The sequence below is a fragment of the Escherichia sp. MOD1-EC6162 genome (genome assembly GCF_002965125.1).
Classification (GTDB): Bacteria; Pseudomonadota; Gammaproteobacteria; order Enterobacterales; family Enterobacteriaceae; genus Escherichia; species Escherichia marmotae.
On record NZ_PTSB01000006.1, the window covers coordinates 170,498 to 183,903 of the forward strand.

A 13,406-nucleotide genomic window follows, 5' to 3' on the forward strand; every position below is an offset into this window, starting at 1 on the left:
CTTAACTATCGGTCAGCGCATGTTGATACTTATGGAGCATACTGGTAAGCCGATACACCGGTTCTGTAACCTGCGGCGGTGCTTGCCAGATGCGTAACTTTTCCTGGTAAATCTCCAGTTCTTCCAGCAACTGCCCGAAGTAACGACGGCGTTTGTCATCGCTACGGGCAGAAATAACGTGGTCCGCGGTACGTCGCATTTGTCGGTGGAATGCCGATAAATCATCGTTAACCGGGATCGGCGCATCGCGCAGGCGCTGGTGTGCGATAATCATCGTCAACGCCAGGCGAAATTTCGGTAAATCGCCGGGAAATTTATTCATCAGCAAAAACAACTGCTGATAAAGCGCCGGCAGATGGTTCTCTTTACGACGCGCAACATTGGTGGTCATTGCGGAAACAGCAGCAGAAACAAACTGATTAAGCAGTACGCGTCCGGTTCGATCACGCGATTTATCCCGCACTAAAAGAATGACAATAAACGCCAGCACACAGCCGACAATTTGCCCCAACGCGCTGTCGAGAAACTGGCTGAACTGAAAGGTCATCGGGTTATCCAGCACAATAATGTTAATGGTACTGGCTAACGCCCCCATCGATCCCAGCCGCCGTTTCTGCACTTCGATACCGAGGAAGAATCCCAGCACCGCCAGACTAAGGCAAAGCAGCAACATACTCTGTTGGGTATTGGGGATAATCACCAAAAAGTAGAGCAGCCCTAACGGCAGCGCCGCCAGCGTCCCGTAGATAAAGTCGATCGCTACCATGCGTGGATTAGGCAAACGCATTGCCAGCGAGGTCACTACTGCGATCATTACCATTGCACCACTGCCAGAGGTCCATCCGGTCCACAGCCAGAACAGCGTCCCCAGAATGCAGGAAAGTGTTGTGCGCCAGAAATTGACCATCGCATGATGACGCTCGGCTGACTCTACTTTTACTTCCGGCTCGCCTTGCAGGATCTCTTCTTCGGTCGCGTTGATTTTGATGTTGCTGATGACGCCTCGCTTGAGCAACTGATAGCGCGTTGCCGCCGCGACCCAGCTATAAATGGTGATGGGCGTTTCGCGCTCCCCGGTCCAGGCAATAACTCTCCGCAGGCGCTTTAGCTGCTTATGGACGTCCTGCGCAGTTTCTACCGGCGTGTCAAAAAATTCGCGGAAAGTATCTGTGATCAATTCCGGGCGCGAATTCTGAATCAGCCAGGTTTCGCAAGACTGAGTGATCAGCGTCAGCGACAGCGTATTGATCGCTTTTAAACGTCGATTGGCGCGTGCCCAGCGGGAAGATTCCATATTCAGGTTGCTGCGCATTCCTTGCAGCGCCGTGGTGCGTCGAACCAGGTCACCCCAGGCTTTATCGACGACTTCACCATCGCCATGTTTGATACACAGTTGCATTAACTGATATTGCGCCACCAGCAAACTTTCCAGTTCACGATCCACCTCTTGCTTAATCGATCGCGGAGAAAAGAGCAGATCCGCCACAATAGCGCACACAATACCCATGACGATTTCGCTGCAACGTTCAACAGCAAACTGCGGCGTAAGTAGCGGTTCCGGCTGAATGGTGATCACAATGATCAGCGCGGTGTAACCCGCCAGCCCCCACGCATAGGAGTTTTCTACTCGTACCAGCGAAGAAATCCAGGTACAAAAACCGGCCCAGATACAGCACACCAGAATCATCAACAATGGCGCGCGGATCATCGCAATAATGATCACCAACCCGGCAATACAGCCTATAAATGTGCCGATGATGCGCAAAAAGCCGCGATAGCGAATAGCGCCCGAGTACGGTTCTCCACCGGCTGCAAAGGCCGGACCTGCGGCAACAATCGCCGCTGTCAGTACCGCCCAGCGTGGCGTTTCAAGCTGAAAATGAAAACCAACAAACAGCGCCAGCACAATGGCGGTCGCCAGTTTTACCGCGAAGCGAATATGTTGGTTAGCAATGGAGAAAATACCCATCGTGATTAACCAAACTCGCGCAGGCGATGAGCCATTTTTCGGAAGAACGAATCCTGACTTTCGTCGCGATCTTGTTTACCCGTAACCACCACAGTGGCGGTAGTCCCGGCAGGCCAGATGTTATCTTGCTGGTTGTCGAGACGAATACGTACCGGAACACGCTGCGCCAGACGCACCCACTCCAGGTTAGAGTCGATAGTCGCCATACCTTTGTCATCACGCGTGCTGCTGGCGTTAGTGACTCCGGCAGCAACGCTATCGACCGTACCTTTCAGCACTTTATTGCTACCAAGCGGCGTGATCTCTGCGCGATATCCTGGATGTACACCTTCCAGTTTGGTTTCTTCCATATAGGCCAACACATAGAAGGAGTTCTGTTTCACCAGTGCAACGGCCGTTGATCCCCGCGTAATAAATTCACCGGTATAGACGTTGAGGTTGGTCACCCAGCCATCTGCTGGCGCGCGGATCACTGTGCGTTCAAGATCCAGTTTTGCCAGATCGCGGGTCGCCTGCGCTTTCGCTAACTGATGCAGGACCGTTTGCAGCACGTTGTTGGCCTGGTCGATCTCTTCGCGAGACATCGCCTGTATGCCGAGACGGTTACGACGTCCGGCCTCCTGGCGCTTTTCCTGTGCCAGCACCTGATAATAAGCAACGTCGGCTTGTGCTTCCTCGAGCGCCTTTTGATAGCGCGGCTGGTCGATGGTGAACAGTACCTGCCCTTTTTTCACCAACTGGTTATCATGAACATTCACTTGGGTAATGAGACCGGAGACATCCGGCGCAATTGCCACCACGTCGGCGCTAAAGCGCGCGTCACGCGTCCACGGAGATTCGGTGTAATAGACCCAGGCATTAAAAATTGCGATGAAGGCCAGAATGACTAATACGACCGTAATGGCCGTACGGGAGAATTTTCTTATTAGTGTTTTCACTTCAACCTCAAACGAACAGTCGCGATATCAAATAAAACAAACAGCAATAGAGCGCGGTGTTGAACAACGCCGGATGCCAGACAAAGTCGTAGATACCTGTTGGCACAAGTACCCGGCGCACTAGCCAAAAAATCGCCAGTGATAAAAGCAATTCGAAAAATATCGGTGGGAAGGACAGCCCAAACACCACGATAACGGGAAACAGACTCATGTTGACCTTGGTTGTATAGAGAGAGCAGGCGTCATTATTTTCAGCATCTGTCGCCGCAGAGAAGGGCATGGAAAGCCGGGCGAGAGCAACATTGCTGTAGATTAATATTTAATATATTAGCGTAACTGTTATGCTGTTATCTATATTATGTGATCTAAATCACTTTTAAGTCAGAGTGAATAATGGAACGACTAAAACGCATGTCGGTTTTTGCCAAAGTAGTTGAATTTGGCTCTTTTACCGCCGCCGCCAGGCAGTTACAGATGAGCGTATCATCCATCAGTCAGACGGTATCTAAACTGGAAGATGAGTTGCAGGTTAAGCTACTAAACCGCAGCACGCGTAGCATTGGCCTGACCGAAGCGGGTAAAATTTACTATCAAGGCTGTCGCCGGATGCTCCATGAAGTGCAGGATGTTCATGAGCAACTGTATGCTTTCAATAACACGCCCATCGGCACGCTACGTATTGGCTGTTCTTCAACTATGGCACAAAATGTTCTCGCGGGGCTGACGGCAAAAATGCTGAAAGAGTACCCGGGCTTAAGCGTAAATCTGGTCACGGGCATTCCTGCACCTGACCTGATTGCCGATGGCCTTGACGTGGTGATCCGCGTTGGCGCATTACAAGATTCCAGCCTGTTTTCCCGCCGCCTGGGCGCGATGCCAATGGTGGTGTGCGCCGCCAAAAGCTATCTCACACAGTATGGCGTACCGGAAAAACCAGCCGATTTAAGTAGTCATTCATGGCTTGAATACAGTGTGCGCCCGGACAATGAATTTGAACTGATCGCTCCGGAAGGGATCTCAACGCGCCTCATCCCACAAGGGCGATTTGTCACTAACGATCCGATGACGCTGGTTCGCTGGCTAACTGCTGGGGCGGGGATCGCCTACGTGCCGCTGATGTGGGTGATCAATGAGATCAATCGCGGGGACCTGGAGATCCTGCTGCCGCGTTACCAGTCAGATCCTCGCCCGGTTTATGCGCTATATACCGAAAAAGATAAGTTGCCGTTAAAGGTGCAGGTAGTGATCAACTCATTAACGGATTATTTTGTCGAGGTAGGAAAACTTTTTCAGGAGATGCACGGGCGTGGGAAAGAGAAGTAATTCCTTAGCGCAGGTCGAATAAGGCATTCACGCCGCATCCGGCAACCGATGCCTGATGCGACGCTTACCGTCCTGGACAGATTACGCTGTACCACCAACAGTCAGGTTATCGACTTTCAGCGTCGGCTGACCTACGCCAACCGGCAGGCTCTGCCCTTCTTTACCGCAGACACCCACGCCGTTATCCAGTTTCAGGTCGTTGCCCACCATCGAAATCTGCTGCATGGTTTCGATACCGGAACCAATCAACGTTGCGCCTTTCACCGGCTTCGTCACTTTACCGTTTTCAATCAGATACGCTTCTGAGGTGGAGAAGACAAATTTACCAGAGGTGATATCTACCTGACCGCCGCCAAAGTTCGGCGCATAGATACCATACTCAACGGATTCAATGATTTCCTGCGGTGTCGATTTACCCGGCAGCATGTAGGTGTTGGTCATACGCGGCATTGGCAGGTGAGCGTAAGATTCACGGCGACCATTGCCGGTCGGCGTCATACCCATTAAACGCGCATTGAGTTTATCCTGCATGTAACCTTTCAGGATCCCGTTCTCAATCAACACGTTGTATTGACCTGGTGTGCCTTCGTCATCAATCGCCACCGAACCACGGCGATCAACCATCGTACCGTCATCAACCACGGTACACAGTTCAGAAGCCACCAGCTCACCGAGCTGGCCACTAAAGACCGATGTACCACGGCGGTTGAAGTCGCCTTCCAGGCCGTGACCGACCGCTTCATGCAACAACACGCCCGGCCAGCCAGCGCCGAGAACAACCGGCATAGTCCCCGCAGGCGCGGCAACGGCGGAAAGATTGACCAGTGCCATACGCACTGCTTCTTTCGCCCATGCATCAGCGCGAACTTCACCATCGAGGTCAGCAAGGAAGAACTCATAACCGAAACGACCGCCGCCGCCGCTGGCACCACGTTCGCGTTTACCATCTTCTTCGACCAGAACGCTCACGGAAAGACGCACCAGAGGGCGGACATCCGCCGCCAGAGTTCCGTCAGTCGCCGCGACCAAAATTAATTCATAGACGCCGCTCAGGCTGGCAGTCACTTCCTGTACGCGCTTGTCCGCTTCGCGGGCAACTTTATCGACGCGGCGCAGGATATCCAGCTTCTCTTCGCGGCTCATGCTTTGCAGCGGATCAAGCGAGGTATACAGCGGGCTATGCTCTACCGCGCCCAGTGTTTGTACTTTGCCATCGCCACTATCACGGACGATGGTGCGCGCCGCTTGCGCGCTCTGCTCCAGCGCCAGCAGGCTGATTTGGTCTGCGTAAGCAAACCCGGTTTTTTCACCGCTGATTGCACGCACGCCAACACCCTGATCGATGTTGTAAGAACCATCTTTGATAATGCGGTCTTCTAAAACCCAGGACTCGTGATAGCTCGACTGAAAATAGAGATCGCCATAATCAAGGCGACGTTCGGCCAGTTGACCGAGGATCGCGAACAAGTCCTGATGTTTCAGGCCGTTCGCCGCTAGCAATTGTTCACTTACCAGGTTCAGACTCATCGTTTTTGCTACTCGTTAGTTACTGCGGTAGAGGATTTTTTACGGCTGCCGGGTGCGGCGTAAACGCCTTATCCGGCCTGCGGTTTGTTCCGGTTCGTTGGTTTTATGGCAACGATTATCTTATGAGATTGGGGCAATTACATGCCCTCGTCAAATCATTGCGCTTTTTCTTTACGCGGCTGACGCAACACTTCGTTGATTTGCGGAGCATCCAGCCGACCAGAAATGCGATAGCGCAAAATGGAGACCTTACTCCACAGCGGCCCCAGCACTTTACTGGCGGCAAACACTGCCGCGCCGACAATCGGGTTAACCGCAAAGGCCGCAGCCACGCCCACTGTCGCAGAAATCTCTGGCGCGACAACCGCTTCCATATTGAGATCGCGACGCACCAGATTTACCGATCCTTTCATGGCGATATCCGCTTCCAGGCCATCCACCAGCGTGTCGTCAGTGTGCATAACGCCGTCTTTAATCCACGCGGTGCTGCGAATGGAGTCAAAATAGAACCCTTCGCCAAAGGTATCCCTGAAATCAAAGCGCAGCTTACGCATCAGGGCATCAACACTCAATAAGCGCAGCAACTGTCCGGCATGTCCGGTGCTAATTTCGGTAATTTCACCTTTGCCCAGTTGTGTATGAATGATGCCGTTCAATGTCGCCTCGTCTGGCTGCCACGGCGATTTACGCCAGTGCAAATCGTAATCCACATTAAATGATGACTGGCGTATTGGCGTCGTAACACCAAAAAATTCTGCGGCAGCATCAATTTTCTGTCCGCGCAGTTTTCCTTTCAGCGATGTCCGTTGATTTCCGGGATTATTAACCCATTCACCATCAGCAGTGAGCCGCGAGAAACCGGTATCAATCAGCCCGTTGGTCAGGGTTAACGTATCGCCGGAAATGGTGATATCACTGTCGATGCGGCCGAATTTTTGCCCCCATAACCAACATTCTGCGCAACGTATTTGCGCATCCGGCCAGCCACGGAAGCTGATACGCTCCGTTGTCGGGAAAGGTGATGACGGCGTTGAATCACCACGAGTTTTTGCCACGCTCGGGTTGTAATAGAGATATTTGATATTCGCTAACCACGGTGCGTTATTACGCATCGCCAGCGTAGCGTTGATTTCACGCCCTTGCGCCTCGACCTGCGTACCATTTGCCATCGGTTGCGAAACAATGCTCAGGTTATTCCATTGCTGATTTCCCAGCGACAACATCGGTGTACGTAGCGTAATGTGCTGAGGGAAACTCGCTGCGCTGCCAACTTTTTCCGTTGCGCCTTTCTGGAACAAGGCCAGCCACTCGGCACCGTTCATCGGCGGCATATTGAGTTCAACACCACTTTGCTCCGGTAACGGAGGGAGCGTTTTGCTGTCTGCCGCCCAGATGGCGCGATCGAGCGTCAGCTTTTGACCGAGCAACCAGCGGCTATTGAAATGGTTATCCGCGCCAGCCTGTCCGGTTAATTCAAAGCTGTTGAGATTGCCGTTGACCTTAACGTTAATTGGCAACGGTTCGCCAGCAGGTTTGGCTAACGGTGAAGGTAAGTGACTGCTCACATTCTTCAGATCGCCGTTCAGTTCAACGTTATACGTTGCGCCAGCTTGATAAGGTAGCTCAATGCCCACTTTACCATCCCATGCCATACTGCCGCTTAACGCTTCATTCAGCGCTTCAGGCAGAACGCCAGTTTTCGCTGGTTGCCAGTTGCCGTTGAGATTCACCGCAACCTGGTAGGCTTTCGCCCCTTCTTTGGTGGAAAAATCCACGTTCAGTGGCTGGTTAAACCAGTTTGCGGTTAGTGATTCGCTTTGTAGATCGCCATTGATAAAGCTGAATTTGCCGCTCAAATTTTTCAGAGTGCTATCAAGCGGTTTGATAAACAGACTGTTGTTACGCAGCGTCACTTCGCCTTTCGCTGTAACCAGCTCGCCGTCCAGCGGGATATCGAGATGTAAGCGAGCATTCACATCGCCGTCGAGCTGGAGTTCTTGCAGGGTCGCCCCCAGCGAATCCTTCAGCGGCGTCTCATCAAAATAAGGGCCAACAGCTTTGCCCGGACCTTTTATGTCAGCATCAATCAGCAACTTTTCTTTCGAGTAGTCAGGGATCACTGCGGTGAGATTGCTGGCACGCACGCCACCCAGATTAACGCCATCGGTTTTCATCCATAAACCGTCGTTAATAAAGTCCAGTTCAATATCGAGATTAGTTAATGCTGGCCAGTCCGGCTGGAAAGCAAACTTCGCATTACGCAGCGGCACCAACACCTCAAACTGACCTTCGTTGTGTTTGTATGGAAAAAGATGCGGATTGCCGCCATAAACCAGCGTCGCGTTCTCCGCCTCACCACCCTGAATCGCCCCACTTAAGTAATCAACCAGGTCTTTACCCATCAGGTTTTCCGGGAAATAGCGCCAGGCTTGCGAACCATCATCGGTACTGATGCCAGCCAGAATGCCCAGCCAGGGTTCATCATTAGCCGGTTGCAGGTAACGGAAACCACCACGCGCATGGACGGCTTTGGCTTTGACATCAATATTGCGGCCATCGAGCTGAAAACCCTTATCGTTATTCAGCCAGCTTAAGGCCGCCTTGCCGTCGACAATTTCCAGCGGCGCACGAAATACCGTTTCGTAAGGCATTTTCGCCTGCTTCATGGAAGCGGTAAGCAAACCATTTTCTACGCTACCGGAAAGCGTCCCGGAGAAATGTTCCGCCCCCGGTAGTAATTTCCATTGCTTCCAGGCCAGATCGCTCCACGATGCCTGAAAGCGGGTCTTTTCTGCAGCCTGAAGCGGGATATCCAGTGCCAACGTGTTGATCTTGCCGCTCGGTTGCGTGGAACGCCAGATATCCCCCAAAGCAGGTGAAAGTTTCGCTGCCAACGGGCGTATGCCTTCCAGCCCAGCCAGTTCCAGATTGCTGGCGCGAATACGTAGTTCGTCACTGCGTTTATTATTTTTCCCACCAACGTCCTGTTCCGGTATCCAGGCCAGCGTCAATGCCCCGCTTGGCCAGGGTTTGCCGTCCATAGTGATACGAGTATCAGGAATAGAAAACTGCCAGCCCGGATTTTCACGCGTAATATGTGCGGTCAGATTATCCACCGACAGCGAATGCGCTTTCTTCTCACCCAACCAGCTTGCGCCGCCCTGTTTCAGCCAGACGTCGCCACCGGTCACATCGCCTTTGTCGATCGTCATCCAGCCTTCCAGCGAGAACTGCGCCGTTTCCAGCGCAATGTTGTCCTGCATCCATTTACCCAGCCACGGTTTCAGGTCGATATCATCAGCCTGTAGCCATACGCGACCGTTGCTTAACAACCCCTCGTCATCACGCAGATCCATCCGCACCTGCATCACGCCGTGCTGTCCGGTAAGGCTGGAGAGACTTACCTGGCCTTCCGCACGGTGCCGACGCGGATCGTTAAGCCAGGTAAGTTGCGGGATCGCCAGTTCAGCACGCTGGCCTGATGGCGTCAGAAAGCTGACTTCGCTATCGCGGAGATCGAAGTGATCGAACTGGCGTAGAAAAAGATCGCTGATGTGGCTGGCTTCCAGGCTGTCATTACCGCTGTCGCTGGAAATTGGTGTATTGGTGCGAAAGCGCAGTTGCCAGAAAGTGAGATCGCGAAACTGCCAGCGCATATGCAGCAGGCTCTGCCAGACATCCAGCGCCAGGGTGACGCGTTTAACCGAAAACTCACCGCCATCTTTTAGCTCTGCACGAATGTCGCGTGCTTCAAGCGTCGGACCAAAATTCTGCCAACTGGCAGAGAGTTGACTGGCAGCCACCGGCATTCCGGTAGCAGATTCTATTTTGTTGAGGATTTCCGGACGCCAGGCGTCGAGGTACGGTAAAGCAATACGCAGGCCGCTGACCAGCAGCGCAGCGATCACAACGAGCGCGGCTCCAGTAAGCAGTAAAATCCCCGGCAATCGCCTCACCCGTCACTCCTTGTCTGCTAAAAATGTGACTCAAAAACCCTTTGCCGGATGGCGACCCAGCATCTGTTTACATCATAACGACATCAAACTGCTCCTGGTTATAGAGCGGTTCAATTTGTACTTTAACCTGTTTGCCAACGAAAATTTCCACTTCCGCCAGTGAGTGCGACTCTTCGCCTTTCAAGGCTTCGGCTACTGCCGGAGAAGCATAGACCAGGAAACGGTCAGAGTCGTAAGCATGGTGCACACGAACGATTTCTCGCATGATTTCATAACATACGGTTTCCACCGTTTTCACCGTTCCGCGACCGTGGCAGGTTGGGCATTCATTACACAGTACGTGCTCAATACTTTCGCGGGTTCGCTTACGCGTCATCTCCACCAGTCCCAGTGCCGAGAAACCGTTAACGCTGGTTTTTACCCGGTCTTTGCTCAACGCCTGTTCCAGTGAATGAAGCACGCGACGACGGTGATCTTCATTATTCATGTCAATGAAATCAATGATGATAATCCCGCCCAGGTTACGCAACCGTAACTGGCGAGCAATAGCCTGCGTCGCTTCAATATTGGTATTGAAAATGGTGTCGTCCAGATTGCGATGACCGACAAACGCCCCGGTATTAATATCCACAGTAGTCATTGCTTCGGTCTGATCGATAATCAGATAGCCACCGGACTTCAGCTCAACTTTGCGCTCCAGCGCCCGCTGAATTTCATTTTCTACATCAAAGAGATCGAAAATCGGCTGGCGGCCCGTGTAATGCTCCAGCTTGCTGGTCATCTCAGGAATGTATTCCGAGGTAAACTCCAGCAATGCTTCGTAAGTCAGACGCGAGTCAACGCGAATACGGTCCAGTTCGGCATCAGCAAAATCACGCAGGACACGCTGTGCCAGCGCCAGTTCGCCATACAGTTGATAACGAGTCTGTGGGCGCTTTTTACGCTCCATCACTTTAGTCCACACGCGCTTCAAATAAGCGGCATCGGAAGCCAGTTCTGCTTCGCCAACACCTTCCGCTGCGGTACGGATGATAAACCCACCCTGCTCGTCACAATACTCTGCGACCACTTTTTTCAGGCGTTCACGTTCGGATTCACTTTCAATGCGTTGGGAAACCCCAACGTGGGATGCGCCAGGCATAAACACCAGATAGCGAGACGGCAGCGTGATATCCGTGGTCAGGCGCGCGCCTTTGGTGCCCAGAGGGTCTTTCACCACCTGTACCATCAGATCTTGCCCCTGGCGGACCAGTTCCGAAATGTCGCGTACCGTGAACTGCTTTTGTTCCTCGCCCGCCACACATTCGGTGTGCGGCATAATGTCAGAAGCGTGTAGAAACGCGGCTTTCTCCAGCCCAATATCTACAAAAGCCGCCTGCATACCCGGAAGTACACGACTTACACGACCCTTGTAGATATTGCCTACGATTCCGCGTCGCGCCTCACGTTCAATATGAATTTCCTGCAGAATGCCGCCATCAATATACGCCACTCGCGTTTCCGAAGGCGTTACGTTTACCAACAATTCAGCCGTCATGTTTATCCCTTTTCTCACGCAGTGCGTTAAAATTACTTAATAATTCATACGTTTCAACCAGCGGTAAGCCGACTACGGCGTGATAGCTGCCATTTATCTTCCTGACAAAACAACCACCCAGCCCCTGAATACCGTATGCACCTGCTTTATCTAACGGTTCACCGCTGGCGACATAGCCCGCGATGTCTTCACCTGTTAACATTCTGAAAGTCACATCGGTAACCACCAGGCAATCGAGAATGTGCTGGCTGTCGGCCAGCGCCACTGCTGTCATTACCTGATGGGTCTGTCCCGATAATTTGCGTAACATCTGCGCCGCATGTTCTGCGTCGCGCGGTTTCTCTAACACTTCTCCATTCAGGATCACGATAGTATCCGCCCCCAGCACAGGCAAATCCTGCGCTGCTTGCTCGACGCCCGCTTGCGCTTTTTCGCGCGCCAGACGCACAACATACTGCTGCGCGCTCTCCTGCGGATGACGCTGCTCCTCAATGCCCGTAACAATACGTTCGAAAGTGAGGCCAAGTTGCGCAAGTAACTCCTGACGACGTGGAGAACCGGAAGCTAAATACAGAGAAGTCATAGAAACCTTTATTGCACTGCAAACTGCTGACGGATTTTGCGCATCAGCAAGAAAATCCACGGCCAGAGCACACCATTGACTACACTACTCCAGAACACTTCGGGTCTGAAAGAGACGTTGATCACCAAAAACTCTGACCAGAAAACAATAATATCCACTACCAGCGAAAGCAACATGACGACCAGCGCCTGCTGCCATAATGCCAGGTTGCGGAAAAGCTGGAATTTCAGCGCTACCAGATAAGCAATGATACTCATCGACAACGCCCGTACACCGAGCGTAGAACCGCTGATCAGATCCAGTATGGCACCCATCACAAAACCTGTGCCCACATTTACGCGATGGGGCAAGGCCAGGATCCAATACAATAAAATGAGTAATACCCAGTTTGGCCGGAAAACGATGAGGTTATCCGGCCAGGGCATAATTTGTAGTAACAACGCGATGAGGAAAGAGAGCCAGATAACCCAGCGTCCCTGGCTACGATATCTCGCCACTATTGCCCTCCCGGCGCACGTGCAGGCGGTTGAGCACCACTTTGCGGCGGCGTAACCCCTTGTGGAGAGCGGTTAGTGGCAGTACCCGTTGCTGGTTGCTGCGGATCTGGCTGGGTAATTCCCGTTGCCGGTTCCGGAAGTTTTGGTCCCATTGCATCTGGCGAAGGCAACACCTGCGGCATCATTTGCATCAGGCGTTCATTAGCAACGCGATGCACTTCTTCCGGCGTCATTGGATTAGCGCCGTTACGATCCGCGCCCCACAGCAGCAACAGATAACGCAAACGTTGCAGACCCGCAGTCGGACGAGCCTGAATCACGGTATAAGCGCGCTGGGTATCGAGCTTCACGGAAGAGACGACCGCCACCGGATAACCTTCCGGGAAACGACCACCAAGACCAGATGTCACCAATACATCACCAACACGAATATCAGTATTCGCTGGCAGATGCTCAAGTTGTAAATCATCAGTACAACCGTTACCCGCTGCAATTACGCGGATATCGTTACGAAGTACCTGAATTGGCAGCGCATGGGTCGCGTCACAGATCAGCAGCACGCGGCTGGTCAGTTTTGCGACCGCTACCACCTGACCAACAACACCTTTATCGCTGATGACCGGCTGACCTTCATAAACCCCGTTAACGCTGCCTTTGTCGATAACAACCTGATCGCTGTACGGATCGTTAACCGTAGAGATAACCTGGGTCACCATCTTCTGCTCATCCTGACGCAGCGGAGAACCCAGCAGCTCGCGCAGACGCGCGTTCTCCTGTTTGTATTGTCCAAGCATCAGCAGCTCGCTGTTTTTCAACAGCAGTTCTTGACGTAACGCCCGGTTTTCAAGTTCTAGTTGATCGCGCGAGGCCAGCGTCTGCGATACGCCATCCAGCAATTCTCGAGGAGCATTAGAAATAAAGTAGAAAGGACTGACGGCGGTATCCATATAAGTACGGATTTGACTAAACGTCCCCAGGCGACTGTCGGCAATAATAACGCCGAGCGCCACCAGCACCGCCAGAATAAGGCGAATCTGTAGCGACGGGCCACGGCTAAAAATTGGCTTCATAAGTTA

10 protein-coding genes are annotated in these 13,406 nt (G+C 52.5%); 1 reads left to right on the top strand and 9 read right to left on the bottom strand.

The genetic code is table 11. The features are described 5' to 3' along the window. Position 1: 1 nt before the first annotated feature. Genes aaeB through aaeX form a run of 3 tightly spaced genes read right to left on the bottom strand, consistent with a single transcriptional unit; the run spans position 2 to position 3,118 of the window. Entirely contained in the window at positions 2–1,969 is a 1,968-nt protein-coding gene (aaeB, locus tag A9587_RS07600; protein WP_105263592.1) for a p-hydroxybenzoic acid efflux pump subunit AaeB, read from the bottom strand. 5 nt (positions 1,970–1,974) lie between these two features. Then, entirely contained in the window at positions 1,975–2,907 is a 933-nt protein-coding gene (gene aaeA / locus A9587_RS07605) for a p-hydroxybenzoic acid efflux pump subunit AaeA (protein ID WP_000854025.1), read from the bottom strand. A 7-nt stretch (positions 2,908–2,914) separates the two neighbouring features. After that, a complete protein-coding gene (gene aaeX, locus A9587_RS07610) occupies positions 2,915–3,118 on the bottom strand; it encodes a p-hydroxybenzoic acid efflux pump operon protein AaeX (protein ID WP_000051841.1) in 204 nt (67 codons plus the stop codon). Between the two features lie 182 nt (positions 3,119–3,300). Here aaeX and aaeR point away from each other — a divergent pair, with 182 nt between their 5' ends. After that, on the top strand, positions 3,301–4,230 hold the full coding sequence (gene aaeR / locus A9587_RS07615; RefSeq protein WP_000440306.1) for an HTH-type transcriptional activator AaeR: 930 nt from the start codon (positions 3,301–3,303) through the stop codon (positions 4,228–4,230). 81 nt (positions 4,231–4,311) lie between these two features. Here aaeR and tldD read toward each other — a convergent pair whose 3' ends face one another. The 6 genes from tldD to mreC form a co-directional block, all read right to left on the bottom strand. Beyond that, complete coding sequence (tldD, locus tag A9587_RS07620) at positions 4,312–5,757, bottom strand: metalloprotease TldD (protein ID WP_001517185.1); 1,446 nt, start codon at positions 5,755–5,757, stop codon at positions 4,312–4,314. A gap of 155 nt (positions 5,758–5,912) precedes the next feature. After that, positions 5,913–9,713, bottom strand: a complete 3,801-nt coding sequence (gene yhdP / locus A9587_RS07625; RefSeq protein WP_105263593.1) for an AsmA2 domain-containing protein YhdP — start codon at positions 9,711–9,713, stop codon at positions 5,913–5,915. Positions 9,714–9,780: 67 nt separating this feature from the next. Beyond that, a complete protein-coding gene (gene rng / locus A9587_RS07630) occupies positions 9,781–11,250 on the bottom strand; it encodes a ribonuclease G (protein WP_000123205.1) in 1,470 nt (489 codons plus the stop codon). Beyond that, positions 11,240–11,833, bottom strand: coding sequence for a nucleoside triphosphate pyrophosphatase YhdE (gene yhdE / locus A9587_RS07635; protein ID WP_001517187.1), 594 nt, complete (start codon positions 11,831–11,833; stop codon positions 11,240–11,242). Before yhdE ends, rng begins: the two co-directional genes overlap by 11 nt. Before the next feature lie 8 nt (positions 11,834–11,841). Further along, complete coding sequence (gene mreD / locus A9587_RS07640; protein ID WP_000135266.1) at positions 11,842–12,330, bottom strand: rod shape-determining protein MreD; 489 nt, start codon at positions 12,328–12,330, stop codon at positions 11,842–11,844. Then, on the bottom strand, positions 12,330–13,400 hold the full coding sequence (gene mreC, locus A9587_RS07645; protein WP_000802529.1) for a rod shape-determining protein MreC: 1,071 nt from the start codon (positions 13,398–13,400) through the stop codon (positions 12,330–12,332). Before mreC ends, mreD begins: the two co-directional genes overlap by 1 nt. Positions 13,401–13,406: the final 6 nt, after the last annotated feature.

Bases quoted from the DNA above. Each gene is read 5' to 3' on its own strand.
- tldD (WP_001517185.1), bottom strand. From the start codon at position 5,757: ATGAGTCTGAACCTGGTAAGTGAACAATTGCTAGCGGCGAACGGCCTG.
- aaeX (WP_000051841.1), bottom strand. From the start codon at position 3,118: ATGAGTCTGTTTCCCGTTATCGTGGTGTTTGGGCTGTCCTTCCCACCG.
- rng (WP_000123205.1), bottom strand. From the start codon at position 11,250: ATGACGGCTGAATTGTTGGTAAACGTAACGCCTTCGGAAACGCGAGTG.
- yhdE (WP_001517187.1), bottom strand. From the start codon at position 11,833: ATGACTTCTCTGTATTTAGCTTCCGGTTCTCCACGTCGTCAGGAGTTA.
- aaeR (WP_000440306.1), top strand. From the start codon at position 3,301: ATGGAACGACTAAAACGCATGTCGGTTTTTGCCAAAGTAGTTGAATTT.
- mreC (WP_000802529.1), bottom strand. From the start codon at position 13,400: ATGAAGCCAATTTTTAGCCGTGGCCCGTCGCTACAGATTCGCCTTATT.
- aaeB (WP_105263592.1), bottom strand. From the start codon at position 1,969: ATGGGTATTTTCTCCATTGCTAACCAACATATTCGCTTCGCGGTAAAA.